The organism is Microtetraspora niveoalba (assembly GCF_001570405.1).
Taxonomy (GTDB): Bacteria; Actinomycetota; Actinomycetes; order Streptosporangiales; family Streptosporangiaceae; genus Microtetraspora; species Microtetraspora niveoalba.
Genome location: NZ_BBYM01000017.1, coordinates 1 through 17,911 on the forward strand (window position 1 = coordinate 1; position 17,911 = coordinate 17,911).

At 72.8% G+C, this 17,911-nt stretch carries 12 protein-coding genes; 4 read left to right on the top strand and 8 right to left on the bottom strand.

All coding sequences use genetic code 11. The annotated features are described in order from the left end of the window. Both AWQ70_RS16605 and dnaE read left to right on the top strand, forming a co-directional pair. On the top strand, positions 1 to 388 hold a 388-nt coding region (locus AWQ70_RS16605), incomplete at its 5' end, for a chorismate mutase (RefSeq protein WP_373282334.1). Between the two features lie 135 nt (positions 389 to 523). Beyond that, positions 524 to 4,045 (top strand): DNA polymerase III subunit alpha, encoded by a 3,522-nt coding sequence (gene dnaE, locus AWQ70_RS16610; protein WP_067176911.1) that lies wholly within the window; start codon positions 524 to 526, stop codon positions 4,043 to 4,045. A gap of 67 nt (positions 4,046 to 4,112) precedes the next feature. On the opposite strand, the gene AWQ70_RS16615 is transcribed toward dnaE, so the two are convergent. After that, entirely contained in the window at positions 4,113 to 6,446 is a 2,334-nt protein-coding gene (locus AWQ70_RS16615) for a transglycosylase domain-containing protein (RefSeq protein WP_067176914.1), read from the bottom strand. 97 nt (positions 6,447 to 6,543) lie between these two features. After that, positions 6,544 to 7,848 carry a UDP-N-acetylglucosamine 1-carboxyvinyltransferase gene (gene murA, locus AWQ70_RS16620; RefSeq protein WP_067176918.1) on the bottom strand — a complete coding sequence of 435 codons (1,305 nt, stop codon included), beginning with the start codon at positions 7,846 to 7,848 and terminating at the stop codon, positions 6,544 to 6,546. Positions 7,849 to 7,901: 53 nt separating this feature from the next. Here murA and AWQ70_RS16625 point away from each other — a divergent pair, with 53 nt between their 5' ends. Next, positions 7,902 to 8,417, top strand: coding sequence for a hypothetical protein (locus AWQ70_RS16625; protein ID WP_157530111.1), 516 nt, complete (start codon positions 7,902 to 7,904; stop codon positions 8,415 to 8,417). A 4-nt stretch (positions 8,418 to 8,421) separates the two neighbouring features. On the opposite strand, the gene AWQ70_RS16630 is transcribed toward AWQ70_RS16625, so the two are convergent. Together AWQ70_RS16630 and ybaK are read right to left on the bottom strand one after the other, a co-directional pair. Further along, positions 8,422 to 9,813, bottom strand: a complete 1,392-nt coding sequence (locus AWQ70_RS16630) for an amidase (RefSeq protein WP_067176924.1) — start codon at positions 9,811 to 9,813, stop codon at positions 8,422 to 8,424. Between the two features lie 92 nt (positions 9,814 to 9,905). After that, a complete protein-coding gene (gene ybaK / locus AWQ70_RS16635) occupies positions 9,906 to 10,406 on the bottom strand; it encodes a Cys-tRNA(Pro) deacylase (RefSeq protein ID WP_067176927.1) in 501 nt (166 codons plus the stop codon). A gap of 109 nt (positions 10,407 to 10,515) precedes the next feature. Between ybaK and AWQ70_RS16640 the strand changes: the two genes are divergently transcribed. Next, the gene (locus AWQ70_RS16640; protein ID WP_218004552.1) at positions 10,516 to 12,021 is read left to right on the top strand and encodes an MFS transporter; all 1,506 of its coding nucleotides are present in this window, start codon (positions 10,516 to 10,518) and stop codon (positions 12,019 to 12,021) included. A 203-nt stretch (positions 12,022 to 12,224) separates the two neighbouring features. Here AWQ70_RS16640 and AWQ70_RS16645 read toward each other — a convergent pair whose 3' ends face one another. Genes AWQ70_RS16645 through AWQ70_RS16660 form a run of 4 tightly spaced genes read right to left on the bottom strand, consistent with a single transcriptional unit; the run spans position 12,225 to position 17,894 of the window. Further along, a complete protein-coding gene (locus AWQ70_RS16645) occupies positions 12,225 to 13,493 on the bottom strand; it encodes an NAD(P)/FAD-dependent oxidoreductase (protein ID WP_067176930.1) in 1,269 nt (422 codons plus the stop codon). After that, positions 13,490 to 14,953, bottom strand: a complete 1,464-nt coding sequence (locus AWQ70_RS16650) for an NAD(P)/FAD-dependent oxidoreductase (RefSeq protein ID WP_245646995.1) — start codon at positions 14,951 to 14,953, stop codon at positions 13,490 to 13,492. Before AWQ70_RS16650 ends, AWQ70_RS16645 begins: the two co-directional genes overlap by 4 nt. Next, positions 14,950 to 16,404, bottom strand: a complete 1,455-nt coding sequence (locus tag AWQ70_RS16655) for an FGGY family carbohydrate kinase (RefSeq protein WP_067176934.1) — start codon at positions 16,402 to 16,404, stop codon at positions 14,950 to 14,952. Before AWQ70_RS16655 ends, AWQ70_RS16650 begins: the two co-directional genes overlap by 4 nt. Beyond that, complete coding sequence (locus AWQ70_RS16660; protein ID WP_067176938.1) at positions 16,401 to 17,894, bottom strand: amino acid permease; 1,494 nt, start codon at positions 17,892 to 17,894, stop codon at positions 16,401 to 16,403. The genes AWQ70_RS16655 and AWQ70_RS16660 overlap by 4 nt, the downstream gene beginning before the upstream one ends. Positions 17,895 to 17,911: the final 17 nt, after the last annotated feature.

A 17,911-nucleotide genomic window follows, 5' to 3' on the forward strand; every position in this document is an offset into this window, starting at 1 on the left:
GGCCGTCGCCGCCGGAGCCGACGGCCTGCTGCTCGCGCCGGACGCGCCCTTGGACGCCGTCGCCGCCGCGACCGAGGCCGCCGCCGTGCTGGCCGCGCTGGTACGCCGGGAGGCCCCGGAGAGCGTCGAGCGGGCGCGGGCGGCCATCGACCGGGTGGACGCGGCGCTCGCCACCCTCCTGGAGCGGCGCGCGGCGCTGGCCGGGACGGTGCAGCGGCTCAAGCCGGTCGGCGGGTTCGCCGGGCGGGACATGGAGAGGGAGCGCCGGCTGGTCGCCGCCATGGCGCACCGCGCCCCCCGCCTGGGCGCCGAACGGCTCGCCCCGGTCATGAACGCCGTGATCGAGGCCGGTCTCCACCTCGCCGAGGAGGAGCGCGGCCGGGTGTGACCGGGCCCCGGCCCGCTCTCCCCGGCGCCGGGCGGATGATGCCCGAGAGATCTACGCGGCGGCTGTAACCGGTGGGGCGAATCGCGCGTAGGCTCTGACGCGCAGGAAGCGAGAAGCCGGGAAGCTGGGGGTCACATGGGTGATTCGTTTGTGCATCTGCACGTCCACACCGAGTACTCGATGCTCGACGGTGCGGCCCGCCTGAAGCAGATGTTCAAACTCGTGGGCGAGCTGGGCATGCCCGCGATCGCGATCACCGACCACGGCAACATGCACGGTGCCTACGACTTCTACAAGCAGGCCACCGGCGCCGGGGTGAAGCCCATCATCGGCATCGAGGCGTACGTCGCGCCCGAGTCGCGGCTGCGCAAGAAGCCGGTCCTGTGGGGCGAGCCGCACCAGAAGAGCGACGACGTCTCCGCCGGCGGCTACTACACCCACATGACGATCTGGGCCAGGAACAAGACCGGCCTGGGCAACCTGATGAAGCTCTCGTCCCGTGCCTACACCGAGGGCTTCGTCCGCAAGTGGGCGCGGATGGACGCCGAGCTGCTCGCCGAGCACGCCGACGGCCTCATGGCGACCACCGGCTGCCCCTCGGGAGAGGTCCAGACCCGCCTGCGCCTCGGCCAGTACGACGAGGCGCTCAAGGCCGCCGCGAGATACCAGGAGATCTTCGGCAAGGAGCACTACTTCCTGGAGGTCATGGACCACGGCCTCGACATCGAGCGCCGGGTCCGCGACGGCCTGATCCGGATCAGCCGCGAGCTCGGCATCCCGCCGCTGGTCACGAACGACTCCCACTACACGTACGAGTCGGACGCCGCCGGCCACGACGCCCTCCTGTGCATCCAGACCGGCAAGCAGCTCTCCGACCCCGACCGGTTCCGGTTCGACGGCAGCGGCTACTACATCAAGACGGCCGACGAGATGCGCGCCGTGGACTCCTCCGACTTCTGGCAGGAGGGCTGCCGCAACACGCTGCTGGTCGCGGAGAAGGTCGACCCCACGGGGATGTTCGGCTTCAAGAACCTGATGCCGAGCTATCCGATCCCCGCGGACGAGACCGAGGAGGGCCACTTCCGCGCCCAGGTCTGGGCGGGCATGGACCGCCGCTGGCCCGAGGGTTACGACGAGGAGCACCGCAAGCAGGCGGAGTACGAGATCGGGATCATCCTCCAGATGGGGTTCCCGTCCTACTTCCTCGTGGTCGCCGACTTCATCATGTGGGCGAAGAAGAACGGCATCCGGGTCGGTCCGGGACGAGGCTCGGCCGCGGGGTCGCTCGTCGCGTACGCGCTGGGCATCACCGACCTCGACCCGCTGCCGCACGGCCTGATCTTCGAGCGGTTCCTCAACCCCGAGCGCGTCTCCATGCCCGACGTCGACATCGACTTCGACGAGCGCCGGCGCGCCGACGTCATCCGGTACGTCACGGAGAAGTGGGGCGCGGACAAGGTGGCCATGATCGCCACCTTCGGCACCATCAAGGCGAAGGCCGCCGTCAAGGACGCGGGCCGCGTCCTGGGCTACCCGTACGCGCTGGGCGACCGGATCTCCAAGGCGTTCCCGCCCGCCGTCATGGGCAAGGACATCCCGCTGTCCGGGATCTTCGACTCCGAGCACCCCCGCTACAACGAGGCCGGCGAGCTGCGGAAGCTGTACGAGGAGGACGTGGACGTCAAGGCCACGATCGACCTCGGCAAGGGCCTCGAGGGCCTGATCCGGCAGACCGGCGTCCACGCCGCGGGCGTGATCATGTCGGCCGAGGTGCTCACCGACTATATCCCGATCATGCGCAGGGACTCCGACGGCGCGATCATCACGCAGTTCGACTACCCGACCTGCGAGACGCTCGGCCTGCTCAAGATGGACTTCCTGGGCCTGCGCAACCTCACGATCATCGACGACTGCCTCAAGATGATCGAGGCGAACTCCGGGAACCCCATCGACCTGCTCAAGCTCCCCCTCGACGACCGCAAGACGTACGAGCTGCTCGGGCGGGGCGACACCCTGGGCGTGTTCCAGCTCGACGGCGGCGGCATGCGGTCGCTGCTGCGGCTGATGAAGCCGGACAACTTCGAGGACATCTCCGCCGTCGGCGCGCTGTACCGCCCCGGCCCGATGGGCGCGAACTCGCACACCAACTACGCGCTGCGCAAGAACGGCCAGCAGGAGATCACGCCGATCCACCCCGAGTTCGAGGAGTCGCTCAAGGACATCCTCGGCACGACGTACGGCCTGATCGTCTACCAGGAGCAGGTCATGGCCATCGCGCAGCGGGTGGCCGGGTTCTCCCTCGGCGCCGCCGACCTGCTCCGCCGCGCGATGGGCAAGAAGAAGAAGGCCGAGCTGGACAAGCAGTTCGAGAACTTCGAAAAGGGCATGAAGGCCAACGGATACTCCGGCGAGGCCATCAAGACCCTGTGGGACATCCTCGTCCCCTTCTCGGACTACGCGTTCAACAAGGCCCACAGCGCCGCGTACGGGCTGGTCTCCTACTGGACCGCCTACCTCAAGGCCAACCACCCCGCCGAATACATGGCGGCGCTGCTCACGTCCGTCAAGGACGACAAGGACAAGTCGGCGCTCTACCTCAACGAGTGCCGCCGCATGGGCATCAAGGTGCTGCCGCCGGACGTCAACGACTCCGACTTCGACTTCACCCCGCGCGGGTCCGACATCCGGTTCGGCCTGTCGGCCATCCGCAACGTCGGCGGCAACGTCGTGGACGGCGTCATCGCCGCGCGCAAGGAGAAGGGTCGCTTCGCCGACTTCAAGGACTTCCTGCGCAAGGTCCCGGCGATCGTCTGCAACAAGCGCGTCATCGAGTCGCTGATCAAGGCGGGCGCCTTCGACTCGTTCGGCCACGTGCGCAAGGGCCTGGTGATGGTCCACGAGCAGGCCGTCGACGCGATCATCGACATCAAGAAGAACGAGGCGATCGGGCAGGACTCCCTGTTCGGCTCGGTGGACGGCGCCGAGGACCAGACGTTCGACGTGCAGATCCCGCCGGGGGAGTGGGACAAGACGACAGTGCTGCAGTTCGAGCGGGAGATGCTCGGCCTGTACGTCTCCGACCACCCGCTGCTCGGCGTCGAGCACATCCTCGCGTCCGGCGCCGACTGCTCGATCGCGTCCCTGCAGGACGAGAGCCGCCCCGACGGCCAGATCGTCACGGTCGGCGGCATCCTGTCCGGGTTGCAGCGCAAGGTGACCAAGAAGGGCGACACCTGGGTCCTCACCCAGCTGGAGGACCTGGAGGGCGCCATCGAGGTGATGATCTTCCCGTCGGCGTACCAGCTCTGCGCCACGATCCTGGCCGAGGACGCGATCGTCTTCGTCAAGGGCCGGGTCGACAAGCGCGAGGACGTCGCCAAGATCATCGCGATGGAGGTCACCGCGCCGGACCTCACCGTCGAGGCGGGCGGGCCGCTCGTGGTGAGCATGCCGGTCGCCCGGTGCATCCCCCCGGTCGTGGGCCGCCTCAAGGAGGTGCTGACCACGCACCCGGGCACCACCGAGGTCCACCTGCAGGTGCACAACGGGCCGCGCACCACGGTCATGCGGCTCGACGACCGGCTCCGGGTCACCCCGTCGCCCGCGCTCATGGGCGACCTCAAGCAACTGCTCGGCCCCGCCTGCCTCGGCGCCTGACACCGCGCCCCCGGCCCGGCCGGTACGGCCCCGGCCGGTCTCGTCTCCGGTTGCCGGGCCGGGGCCGCTACCGGGACGGGATGACGCGCTGCGGCGGCGCGGCCTGCCCGGCCTGCCCGGCCTGCCCGAGCTCGGCCGCCGGGTCCGGCACGGCCTCCGCCGGAGCCTGGTCGCCGGTCAGCGCCTGCTGGGCGTCCCGCAGCATCTGGAAGATGTCCGGAACGCCAGGGTCGGCGTTCCGGCCGTGCTCGCGCCGGTGCGCCTTCAGCTCCGCCCTGCGCCGGGCCTCGCGCGCCTTCCTGCGCGCGGCCTCCAGCATCTCCTTCAGGCCCGGGGTGAAGCCGCCGCCGAACCGTGCCATGTCCGGGCGGGCGAACGTGCTCGGCGGGGTGTCGCGCAGCGCGCCCGTCATGGACTGCACCCAGATGGGGCCGGGGAGCGAGGCCCCCTGGACGGATCCGTAGTACTGCCCGCCGATCGTCACCCCCGTCAGCGGGTACCGGTACGAGCCGCGCATGTCGCCGACGCTGACGGCGGCGGCGAGGTCCGGCGTGTACCCGGCGAACCACGCCGACGTGTAGCCGTTGTTCGTCCCGGTCTTGCCCGCGGCCGGCCGTTCGATCGACTGCCCGCGCATCGTGCCCCGGGTGAACACACCCTGGAGCACGTGGTTGACCGCGTCGGCGACCTCCGGCTCGAGCGCCCGCGAGCAGCTCGGCGGGACCGGGACGCGGGTGCCGTCACGCTCGACGATCTCCGTGATGGCGACGGGCCGGCAGTAGCGGCCGCGCGCGGCGAACGCGGCGAACGCGCCGGCCACGGTCGTCGGGTCCATCTCGTTCACGCCGAGGGTGAAGGTGGGCACCTCCCTCAGCGCCGTGCCGTCGGCCCGCTCGATGCCGAGCTTGCGGGCCGTCCTGACGACGTTGCACAGGCCGACCCGCCGCTCCAGCTTCATGAAGAAGATGTTCACCGACTTCCACGTGCCCAGCTCCAGGCTGTACGGGCCGCCGGTGCCCTCGCCGCCCGCGTTGTAGATCCGGGTGCGCGGGTCGTTCACCGGCTTGCCGGAGCAGTCGACGAACCCCTCGCGCGGGACGAACCGGCCCGGCGTCTGGAAGCCCTGGCCGAACCGCCAGCCCTGCGACAGCGCGGTCGCCAGCGTGAACGCCTTGAACGTGGAGCCCGCCTGGAAGCCGAGCCCGCCGCCGTGCGCCTGGTCGGCGGGCAGGTTGTAGGTGGTGTTCGGCCCGTTCTTGCGGTCGCCCGGGTTGCGTCCGTAGTGCTTGCTCGCCGCGAGCGCGCGGATCCGGCCGGTGCCCGGCTCGACCATGGCCTCCGCCGCCACCTCGTTGTCCGAGGGGGCGACCCGCGCCGCGATCGCCCGCTCCGCGGACCGCTGCGCCACCGGGTCGAGGGTGGTGCGCAGGACGAGCCCGCCGCGCCGCAGGGTCCGCTCCCGGTCGGTCGCCGTGTACCCGAACGCCGGGTTCGTCAGGATCTCGTGCTGGACGTACAGGCAGAAGTACGGATACCGGCTCTGGCCGCAGCCGCCCCCGGCCGACCGCATGTCCAGGCCCAGCGGCTTCGACGCGGCCGCCCGCGCGGCGGCCGGGCGGATCATCCCGAGCTCCCGCATCCGGTCGAGCACCAGATCGCGCCGCTCGCGCAGCGCCCGCCGCTGCCGCGCCCCCAGCGAGGGGTCGGTGCTGTACGGCGTGCGCACCGCGCCGGCCAGCGTCGCCGCCTGGGTGAGCGTCAGGCGCGACGCGTTCACCCCGAAGAACCGCTGCGCCGCCGCCTGGACGCCGAACGCGCCCGCCCCGAAGTACGCGATGTTGAGATAGCGCTCGAGGATCTGGTCCTTGGTGTACTTGCGCTCCAGGGCCAGCGCGTAGCGCAGCTCGGTTATCTTGCGGTCGATGTTCTGCACCTGGGCGAGCCGCCGCTCCTGGTCGGTCTCCGCGTGGTTGACCAGGAGGTTCTTCACGAGCTGCTGGGTGAGGGAGGATCCTCCCTGCCGGATGCCGCCCGCCTGGGCGTTCGTCACCAGCGCCCGGAAGGTGCCCCGCACGTCGAGGGCGCCGTGCTCGTAGAAGCGGGCGTCCTCGATCGCGACGATCGCCTGCCGCATCGCCGGGGCGATCCGGCGGATCGGCACCGACTCCCGGTTCTGCGTGTAGAACTGGGCGATCTGCTTGCCGTTCCGGTCGAGCACCCGGGTCATCTCCGGCAGCGGGTCCTCGGGCGGGGCGGGCAACTGGTCGGTGAAGGTGCTCGCGGCCTCCTTCGCGCCGAGCCCGGCGCCGCCCACCAGCGGGAGGGCCATGGTGGCGACCAGGACGCCGCCGAGCGCGCCGGCCGTTCCGAGCGCGCCGACGTACGCGAGTCGAATGGTCACGAGGTAATGACTACGACCGCGCGCCGCTCGCGAAACGAGGGCGCGCGGAGCTTTTACCGAATTCCGTGCAAAGCCTCGGCTCCGGCCCGCGCGGAGGTCACACGCCCCTGCGGATCTTCAAACCGAGCGAGGTGAACTGCTCGAACGGCCGGTGGTAGCCGCGCTCGATGTGGTTCACCCCGCGCAGCGTCGAGGTGTCCTCCGCGACCGCCGCCGCCAGCACCGCCGAGAAGCCGGCGCGGATGTCGGGCAGCGTGACGTCGGCCCCGCGCAGCTTGGAGACGCCCCGGACGACGGCCGAGTGCTTGGCGTTGCTGTCGTGGTAGCGGCAGGCCGGGCCGCCCAGGCACTGCGCGAACACCTCGATCTCGCAGCCCATCTTCTGCAGGGCGGGGACGTACACGAGCCGGTTCTCGAAGACGGTCTCGTGCAGCACGGACATGCCGTCGGCGCGGGTGAACAACACCATCAGCGGGGTCTGCCAGTCGGTCATGAACCCCGGGTGCGTGTCCGTCTGCACCGCCGCCGCGCGCAGCCCGCCGGGGGCGGAGGCGGTCAGCCACTCGTCGGTGATGTCGAACCGCGCGCCCATGCGCGCCAGCGTGGTGATCGCGGTGACCAGCCGGTCCTGCGGGCAGCCGTGCACCCGGACCTCGCCGCCCGTGACCAGGCCGGCCACCAGGTAGGAGAACGCCTCGATGCGGTCGCCGGCGAGCCAGGTGGAGGCGCCGCGCAGCCGCTCGACGCCCTCGATCACGATGCGCCGGTCGGGGCTGAGCTCGATCATCGCGCCCATGCGCTGGAGGAACAGCGCCAGCTCGACCACCTCGGGCTCCATCGCCGCGCCCTTGATCACCGTCTTGCCCTCGGCGAGGACGGCGCTCATCAGGATCGTCTCGGTGGCGCCGACGCTGGGATAGGGCAGCGTGATCCGGTTGCCGCGCAGCCGCGTCGCCTTCGCGGTGATGCCGGTCTCCCCGACCTCGATCTCGGCACCCATGAGCCGCAGCGCCTCGACGTGGTAGTTGACCGGCCGCCGCCCGATCGGGTCGCCGCCGACGAGCGGCACGAACGCCTCGCCCGCCAGGTGCAGCAGCGGCCCGAGCATCAGGATCGGGATGCGGTTGAGCCCGGTGTACTCCTCGGGGACGCGGGGCCGGATCTCCGCGCCCCGCTCGATCTTGATCTCACCCGGAGTGATCTCCACGTGGATGCCCAGGGCCTCCAGCATGGCCGCCGTGAGACCGACCTCGCCGACCTCGGGCGCGTTGTGCAACGTGCTCGGACCGGTCCCGAGCATGGCCGCGACCATGTGCTTGGAGACGGCGTTCTTGGATCCTCGCACCTCGACGTCGCCGCGCAGCGGTCCGGACGGTTCGATCTGCCACACCTCTTCGTTCACGTGGCAAGACTAACGGCGTTCCGCCCCCGTCCCGCGTAGGTAGCATCGGGACGGTGCGGCATCTCAGAGTCGAACTGACCACGTTTGCGGTGACTGTGCTGGCGCTGGCGGCACTCGGCGTGGCGGCAGGGTTCGCGTGGTCGGCGCTCGCTCCCGTGTCCCGGTTCGTCCTGACCGACTCGGGCCCGCACCTCGCCGACGCCGAGTCGCAGACGCTCATCGCCGCCGACGGCTGGTTCGCCGTCGTCACCGGCGTCCTCGGCCTGGTCTCGGGGGCGGTCGCATACTTTTTGACGCGCGGGCGCGCCCCCGTCGGAGCCGTGCTCGGGCTCGCCGGGGGCGGGCTGCTCGGCGCGTACGTCGCCTACCAGGTCGGCTCGACGGCGGCGGGCACCGCGATCCAGGCGGCCCCGCCCGGCGGGCTGCGGACCAGCGTCTCGCTCGGCCTCACCGCGCACGGGGTGCTGCTGATCTGGGCGCTCCTCGCCGCCGGGATCTTCTGGGTGCTGGAGTTCGTGCTGAGTTACCGCGAGGGCGCCGCCGCCGACGCCGACGCCCATCCGCGATAGGCGCTCAGAGCGGCGGGCGGCGCTCGCCGCAGCGGGTGGCCCGCTCGAACGCCAGGCCCAGGCGCAGCACGTCCAGATCGGCCCACGGGCGGCCCACGATCTGCAGGCCGACCGGCAGCCCCCCGGAGGTGAACCCGCACGGGACCGACATCGCGGGGGCGGACAGCACGCTGATCCAGTAGCAGGACCGCATCCACGCGAGATAGTCCGGCATCGGCCGCCCGGCGACCTCCCTGACGTACGGGTCGTCCGCCGGGAACGGCGGCACCTGGCTGACCGGGGCGATCAGGAAGTCGTACTCGTCGAAGAAGGCGTTCATCCGGTGGTAGAGCCCCGTGCGGAGCCGCTCGGCGCGGGCGAGGTCCTCACCGGTGACCTTGCGGCCCTCCTCGACGTTCCACGCCACGTTGGGTCCGACGCCGGTCAGGCCGCCGTAGCTGAGCGCGTAGAACCACGCCCGCTGGATGCGGAAGGCGTCCTCGGCGTCGGACAGGTCGAGGTCGACCAGCTCCACCCGCGCCCCCATCTCGGACAGCGTCCCGGCCCCCTCCGCGGTCACCCGCGCGGTCTCGCCGTCCACCGGAAGGCCGCCCAGGTCGGGGCTGTAGGCGATCCTGACCTGCCTGACGTCCATCTCCAGGCTCGCGCCGAACACCTCGCCGCCCTCGCGCACCGCGTACGGGGAGCAGGGGGCGAACCCGGCGATCGCGCGCATGAACAGCGCGAGGTCGGCGACGGTCCGCGCCATCGGCCCGGGAACGCCGAGCGTGAACCAGGCGGCGTGCTCCGACCGGGACGGCACCCGGCCGGGGGTCGGGCGCAGCCCGGCGACGTTGCAGAACGAGGCGGGGTTGCGCAGCGACCCGCCCATGTCGGAGCCGTCGGCGAGCGGGACCATGCCGGACGCCAGCGCGGCGGTGGCGCCCCCGCTGCTGCCGCCCGCGCTCCTGGACAGGTCGTACGGGTTGCGGGTGACGCCGAACACCTCGTTGACGGTGTGGGAGCCGGTGCCGAACTCCGGCGTGTTCGTCTTGCCGATCATGACGCCGCCCGCGGCCCGGACCCGCCGGACCAGGAGGTCGTCCTCCGTGGGGACGTGGTCGGCGTACAGGCGGGAGCCGTAGGTGGTCCTGACCCCGGCGGTGTCGACCAGGTCCTTGTGCGCGACCGGCAGCCCGTGCAGCGGGCCGAGGACCTCGCCCCGGGCCAGCGCGGCGTCGGCCCGGCGCGCCAGGTCGAGCGCCAGGTCGGGGGTCGGCGTGACGATCGCGTTGACCCGGCCGTCGACCTCCTCGATCCGGCGCAGATGCGCCTCGGTCAGTTCGACCGCGCTGACCTGCTTCGACAGCAGGAGCTCCGACATCTCGGTCGCGGACAGGTAGTGCGGGTCGGTCATCGTCGCTGCCCCCATGATCGGTCGTGCGGCTGGCCCTCCGAGTCTCGCGGAGCCGCCCCCGGGACCGCGATGGCAAGGTTCGCCGAGGCGGGTCAGCCGGTTTTGCCGATCGGGGCGGTGACGGCCCCGGTCAGCGTGATCAGGTTCGCCGGCGCTGTCTCGATCTGCAGGCCGCGCCGCCCGGCGGAGAAGAAGATCGTCTCGAAGCCCAGCGCCGACTCGTCCACCACGGTGGGCAGCCGCTTGCGCTGCCCGAGCGGGCTGATGCCGCCGACGACGTATCCGGTGACCCGCTCCACCTTGGCCGCGTCCGCCATCGCCGCCCGCTTGCCCTTCAGCGCGGCGGCGAACGCCTTGAGGTCCAGCTTGCCGGACACCGGGACGACCGCCACCGCGAGCCCGCCCTCGGTCTCGGCCACCAGCGTCTTGAAGATCCGCTCGTACGGCAGGCCGAGCGCGTCCGCCGCCTCCTCGCCGTACGCCTGCGAGGAGGCGTCGTGCTCGTAGGGGTGCAGCGTGAAGTCGGCCTCCGCCTTGGTCAGAGCCAGCGTCGCCGGGGTGCCCTGTCCGCCCTTGCCCTTGGTCTTGCCCACCCGTCGAAGCGTAGGGCATGCGCCGCCGGGGCAGGGGGAGCGGTCGTCCGGTCAGGAGCGGGCTGCCCGGTTTGACGTCATGTGCGGTCGAGCTCCTACGGTGCGGGGTGTGACTTTGCTCGACGACGACGGCACGGCCGGCGGCACCGCGGCCGCCGGGGCCGACCGAATGAAGACCGCTGACACGAGGACCGCCGACACGAAGACCGATGACATGACGGCAGGGGACGGGGAGGGCGGCGAGGCCGGGGTCGGGACCTGGAGGGAGCTGCTGGGGCCCGGGCGCCTCGGCACCGCCCTCGTCCTCGCCGGAGGCGTCGCCCTCTACGCCGTCAACGTGTACGTGACCACCAGCCTGCTGCCGACCGCCGTGCGCGACATCGGCGGCGAGCGCTTCTACGCGTGGAACGCGACGTTCTTCCTCATCGCCTCCGTGATCTCCTCGATGCTCGTCGGCAGGACGCTGGCCGCCCGCGGGCCCGTCGGCGCGTACCTGGTGGCGTTCGCGCTCTTCACCGCGGGCACCGTCGTGTGCGCGGTCAGCCCGGTGATGGAGCTGCTGCTGGTCGGGCGGGCCGTCCAGGGCCTCGGCGGCGGCCTGCTCGCCGGGCTGGGGCTCGCCGTGATCCGATTCGCGCTCCCGCCGCACCTGTGGACCAGGGGCGCGGCCCTCGTGTCGGCGATGTGGGGCATCGGCGCGTTCGCGGGGCCCGCGATCGGCGGGCTCTTCGCCCAGATGGGCTCCTGGCGGCTCGCGTTCGGGGCCCTGGCCCTCCTGGCGGTCGTGATCGCGTTCCTCGTGCCCCGCGCGCTGCCGCGCGGCGAGGGCGGCGGAACCGTCGCCGCCGTCCCCGTGACGTCGCTGGGCCTGCTCACCGGCGCGGCGGCGCTGGTCAGCGTGGCCGGCGTGCTGCCGCGCGGCGCGCTCACCGCCGTCGCCGTCGCGGGCGCGCTCGTCCTGGTCGCGCTGTTCCTCGTCCACGAGCGCCGGGCCTCCGTCCGGGTGCTGCCCGCGCTGACGTTCTCGGCCGGCTCGCCGCTGAAGTGGATCTATCTCACGATCGTCGCCCTCGCGATCGGCTCCACCGCCGAGACCTTCATCCCCCTGTTCGGGCAGCGGCTCGGCGGCCTCGCGCCGCTGGCGGCGGGGTTCCTCGGCGCCGCGCTGTCACTCGGCTGGTCCACCGCCCAGTTCGTCAGCGCCAACGCGGTACGTCAGGCGACCGTACGGCGGATCCGCGTCGCCGGTCCCGCCGTGCTCGCCGCCGGGCTGGCGCTCACCGCGCTCCTCCAGCGGGAGGACGCGGGCGGTCTCACCATGGTCCTGTGGGTCGTCACGTACATGGTCGCCGGCGCGGGGATCGGCATGGCGTTCCCGCACCTGGCCACCGCGGTGATGGGCAGCACCCAGGACCAGGAGGAGGCGGGCCGGGCGACCACGGCGATCAACACCGTGCAGCTCATCGCCAGCGCCTTCGGCTCCGCGCTCGCCGGCGTGCTGGTCAACCTGGGCGAACCCTCGACCGTGCGCTCGGCGCACTATCTGCTGGGCGGGTTCGCGGTCATCGCGCTGGTCGGCTGCCTCACCGCCCGCGCGGGGAGGTCCCGGGGCTGAGCCGCCCCGGGCAGGACGAGGCCCGCCTGACACCCGCATGGCGAGGCACCCGCATGACGAGGCCCCGGCTGACGCTCGCATGACGCTCGTTCGACGAGGTCCCGCATGGCGCCGGCATGGCGAGGCACCGCATGGCGCCGGCATGGCGAGGCACCGCATGACGAGGCCCCGCTCCCGCCGCGCGGGAGCGGGGCCCGAGTCCCTCAGGCGAGCGCGATCGTGATCGGGCCGCCCCGCGGGTCGGCGGCCGACAACATCGACGACGGCACGCGGAAGACGCGGCCGGGGGAGACCGGCCAGGGCAGCGTGCGGCGGGCGATCCGCCGCCCGTCCTGGGTCACCGTCACCCGGGCGACCGGGCGGGACTCCGCCGACCAGAGCAGGATCCGCTCGCGCGGCGGCGTCCCCGCCCCCGGCCGTACCAGGCCGGGGGACACCCAGGTGAACGGCGCCTCCGCCCGCAGCGGGATGCCCGCCCCCTGCGGCAGGACGCCGGCCAGATAGTCGCGGACGTGCCGCGCCACGTGCCGCCCGTCGAGCGCCGCGATGTCCGCGGTGTCCACGGGGTGGATCAGGTTGCCCACCGCGAAGACGCCCGGACGGCTGGTGCGCAGCGCGTTGTCGACCAGCGGCCCCTTGCTGCCCGGATCCAGGTCGAGACCGGCCGCGCGGGCCAGCTCGTGGTCGGGGATCCAGTCGCCCGTGAAGATCACCGTGTCGCACGGGACCGTCCGCCGCGCCCCCGTCGCCAGGTCCTCGACCTCGACCGCCTCCACCGCGTGGTGCCCGACGATCCGGACCACCCGGGTCCGCGTCGCGACCGGCACCCGCAGCACCGCCCGGCCGGGCACGCTGAACGCCGCGTAGGACTCGGCGTGCGGGTGCGCCGTCGTCATCAGCACCGTGCGGCAACCGGCCTCGCGCAACGTCAGCGCCGCCGACCAGCTCACCAGCTCGGCGCCGACGATCACGGCCCGCGTGCCGACCTCGCGGTGGTGCAGGTGGACCAGGTTCTGGAGCTGGCCGGTGTTCATCACCCCGGGCGGCCGGTCGCCCGGCACGAGCCGTGCCGTACGCGGCCGCTCCCGGGCGCCGGTGGCCAGCACGACGGCCCGGGCGTCCACCCGGATCCGGCCCTCCGGCGTCGTGACGTCGAGCGAGCGCTCCCCGGCCCAGCCCGTGACCATCGCCGACGTCCGCACGCGGGCGCCCGCCTCGGCCGCGCGGTCCACGAGCAGCCGCGCGTACGCCGGGCCGTTCATGACCCGGCGCAGGTCGCGCAGGCCGTACCCGGTGTGGTCGCTGTGCCGGGGGATGCCTCCGGCCTGCCGCTCCCGGTCGAGCACCAGCACGTCGAGCCCGAGGGCCGCGAGCTCCCGTGCCGCGGTCAGGCCGGACGGACCGGCGCCCACGACGGCGACGTCCGGGGTCTCGGTCGTGACGTCCGGTGTGACGCCGTTCGTGCCGCTCACTGCGCTTCCCCCGTCTGGTCGGTGTCCCCGTTCTCCCCGCTCTCCCGCGCGATCCCCGCGCGCAGGCGCCCCTCCACCTCGGCTCCGCAGAAGAAGCCCTGGCAGCGGCCCATCAGCGCGCGCGTACGGCGGCGCAGCCCGTCGATGTCGGCGGGCGGGATGGGCGAGGCGAGCGCGTCCCTGATCTCCCCCTCGGTGACGCGCTCGCAGAAGCACACGGCCGTGCCGTACGCCGGGTCCCCGGCGATGAGGTCCGCGCGCTGGTAGGGGCGCGGGAACGCCTCGCCGATGTTGGGCATCCGCGGCGGCGCGGGCAGCGTCGCCTTGGCGTCGAGCCGCAGCCCGGCCTCGCCCAGCAGGCCGAGCGCGTGCTCCGCCACCGCCATGGCCGACGTCAGGCCGGTCGAGCGGATGCCGCCGAGCACGAGGTAGCGCCGCCCGGCGTCCATGAACACCTGGTAGTCGCCGTGCTCGGTCGCGGCCCGCAGGCCGGCGTAGGAGGCGGTGACCTCCTCCTCGAGCAGGGCGGGCATCAGCTTCCTGCCCTTCTCCAGCAGGAACGCGAAGCCGTCCTCCGAGGTGGAGGTGTCGGTGCGGTCGTCGCGGTCCTCGGCGGTCGGGCCCAGCATGACGTTGCCGTAGATCGTCGGGCTGACCAGCACGCCCTTGCCGCGCGAGCTGGGCACCGGCAGCACGATCCGGTTCACCATCGGCCGGGCGAGCTTGTCGAACACGAACAGCTCGCCCCTGCGCGGGGTGACCGTGAACCGGCGGTGCCCGAAGAGGCCGTCGATCACGTCGGAGCCGAGTCCGGCGGCGTTGACCACCCACCCGGCGCGCAGCGTCCCCCGGCTGGTCCGCAGCACGGTGCCGCCGTCCCCGCCGGCGTTCTCGACGCCCTCGACCCGGGTGTTGAACAGCAGGCGCGCCCCGCGGGACAGGGCCTCGGTGGCGAACGCCAGCGTGGTGGTCCACGGGCAGATGATCGACTCGTCGGGCACGGTCAGCCCGCCGAGCGCGCCCGGCGCGAGGGCCGGGACCTGCCGGTAGACCTCCTCGGAGCCGACGATCTCGCACCGCTCGTAGCCGTTCTCGGCCGCCTTGGCGGCCAGCCCCGGCAGCGCGGCCAGCTCCTCCTCGGTCCAGGCGACCAGCACCGCCCCGGTGCGCTCGACCGGGATGCCGGTCTCGGCCGCGTAGCCGGCCAGCAGCTCGCAGCCGCGCCGTACCAGCCGGGACTCCAGCGTGCCGGGCTTGGCGTCGAACCCGGTGTGCAGGATGGCGGTGTTGGCCTTGCTCGTGCCGTCGCCGACGTCGGCGCGCGCCTCGACCAGGGCGACCGACAGCTCGTACGCCGACAACGCCCGGGCCACGGCCGCGCCGACGACGCCGCCGCCGATCACCGCCACGTCCACGTTCTCGACCGGCAGCGGGCCGTACCTCATCTGCCGCGTGTTCATGCCTCGCTCCCCGTGTCGCCCGCGCCGTCCGCCCTGTCCATGGCCGTGTCCACTCCCCGGCGCCATCGGGCCAGGAACTCGGCGGCCCGGTCCCCCGACCAGCGCGGCTCGTACGTCGTGGACGGCGTCCACGGGGGCACCGCCTCCTCCAGGCCGAGCGCGGGATCGACCGCGAGCCGGGCCATGGCGGCGGCCCCGAGCGCGGTCGCGTGCGGCGACGGGTAGACGTCCACCGGCATCTGCGCGAGGTCGGCCTGGGCCTGCATCAGCGTCGCCGACCGGGTGAGACCGCCGTCCACCCGCAGCCGGGTCAGCGGCGAGCCGAGGTCGCCGGCCACGACCCGGGCGAGGTCGGCGACCTGCGCGGCCACGCCTTCGAGCACGGCGCGCACCAGGTGCCCCGGCCGGGTGGCCAGCGTCATGCCGAGGAACGACGCGGTCGCGTCCGGCCGCCACCAGGGCGCGGCCAGCCCGGCGAGCGCCGGGACGAACAGCGCGCCCTGGCTGTCCGGCGCGGCGAGCGTGTCCAGGTCGGCGGCGCCGCCGATGAAGCCGAGGTCGCCGAGCCAGCGCACCGCCGACGCGGCCGTGTAGACCTGCCCGTCCACGCAGTACGACGTGCCGCCCCTGGCCCGCCACGCCACCGACGTGGTCAGGCCGGAGCCGGACCGCACCGCGTGCCCGCCGGTGTTGGCCAGCAGGAACGCGCCGGTGCCGTACGTGCACTTGGCCTCGCCGGGCCGCAGGCAGCCCTCGGCGAGGAGGGCGGCCTGCTGGTCGACGATGAGCCCGCCGACGGGGATCTCCCCGCCGAACGCCCGGGTGGTGCCGACGACCTCGTCGCAGGCGGCGATCCGCGGCAGCCGCTCACCGTCCAGCTTGAACAGGCGCAGCAGCTCGGGACTCCAGTCCACGGCGTCCAGGTCGAGCAGCAGCGAGCGGCTCGCGGTGGACGCGTCGGTCACGAACTCGCCGGTCAGGTGGTGCACCAGCCAGGTGTCGCTGGTGGTCACCACCCCCTCGGTGGTGAGCTCGCGCCGGATCCACGCCATCTTGGGCGCGGAGAAGTACGGGTCGAGCACGAGCCCGGTCAGCTCCGCGACCCTGCCCGCCTGGTCGGCGAGGCCGGCGCAGACGTCCTCGGCGCGGCGGTCCTGCCAGACCAGCGCGGTCGTCAGCGGCCGCCCGGTGTCCGGGTCCCAGGCGAGCACGGTCTCGCCCTGGTTGGCCAGGGTCACCGCGTCGATCGGCCGGCCCGCCTGGGCGACCGCCTGGCGGCCCGCGGCGAGCACCGAGTCGAGCAGTTCCCGCGGGTCCTGCTCGACCCGGCCCCCGGGAAGGTACGCCGGCCGTACGGGCACCTCGGCGAGCGCCAGGACGGCGCCGTCCGGTCCGACGACGACGGCCTTGGTGCCGGACGTCCCCTGGTCGATGGCCAGTACGGTCGTCACAGCGCGTCCACCCCCGTGCCGGGCTCCGCGGTCAGCCGGTCCCGGCGGGTGACCCAGACGACGGCGAACACGACGGCGCCGAGCACCAGCGAGCCGAGGGCGTAGAGCTGGGCCATGCGGAAGTCGGACGGGATCATGAAGATGCTCAGCTCGATGATCAGCCAGACGACGGCACCCGCGACGACGGGCTTCTCCCACTTCCCGAGCCGGAAGTCGTCCGGCTGCGGGCGGTACTTGCGCCGGGTGCCGAGGTAGAGCGCGACGGTCCCGGCGTACAGGATGGCCGGCATGAGCGTGCCCGCGCCGAGGAGCTGGGACAGGGCGTCGGCGTTGCCGGAGAAGGCGAGGACGATCAGGATCGAGGCGCCGGCGGCGACGACGGTGGCCCAGGTGGGGCCGCCGGTGGCGCGCGGCACCCGGCTCAGGGCGCCGGAGAACGGCACCCGGCCGTCGCGGGCCATGGCGTGGACCAGGCGGCTGCAGCTCACCATGATGACCAGGCCGCAGGCGAAGATGGCCAGGCTCACCACGACGAGGAACGCGCGGGCCACGCCGGCGCCGACCACGTTCTCGACGACCTGGGCGACGGGGGCGGAGGAGGCGCTGATGCCGGCGACGTCCGTGCCGAGCGCGGCGGTCACCACGATCAGGAACACCATGCCGATGACCACGCTGAGCAGGATCGCGCGGACCATGGCGCGGGGGACGACCTTCTTGGGGTTGATGGTCTCCTCGGCGAGGTTCGCCGCCGACTCCCAGCCGACCAGGGTGAACGCGCCCAGCAGGGCCGAGAGCATGAACGGCCCGAGCCAGCCGAAGTAACCGTCGGAGGAGACGGTGCCGGTGGAGGTCAGGTTGGACCACTCGGCGTGCCCGCCGAAGATCGCGAAACCGGCGATGAGCAGGGTGAGCCCGATCATCGCGACGACCTCGGCGCTCACCGCCAAGTTGTTGATCTTGGTGGTGATGGGCGTGGACCAGATGATGAGCACCATCTGCACCAGCAGCACGACCAGGGTGACCAGCGCGCCGCTGAGCGGGGTGTAGGTCCAGCCGAACAGCGGGAACAGCGCGGTCTGGGCCAGGCCGTAGTCGACGGCCACGGCGACGATCGCGAGGAACGCGAACGACACCCAGCCGAACCACCAGCCGAGCACCGGCGAGGCCAGCCGGCTCGCCCACTGGTAGCTGTAGCCGGACAGCGGGATCCGGCTCGCGAGCATGCCGTAGACCAGCGCGACCATCACGGTGCCCGCACCCACGATGGGCCAGGTCCAGATGCCCGCCGGGCCGCCGGAGCCCAGCACCGTGCCGTACGTCGAGAACAGGCCGGTGGTGATCGAGATGAAGGAGAACGCCACCGCGAAGGACTCGAACGACTTCAGGCTGCGCTTGAACTGCTGGGAATATCCCGCGTGCGAGATCGCCTCGTCGGCGGCGCTGTCGCCTCCGGTCGTGACCCCTGGTGCGGGCGTGGAACTATGGGACATGGATCGTCTCCTGCTGC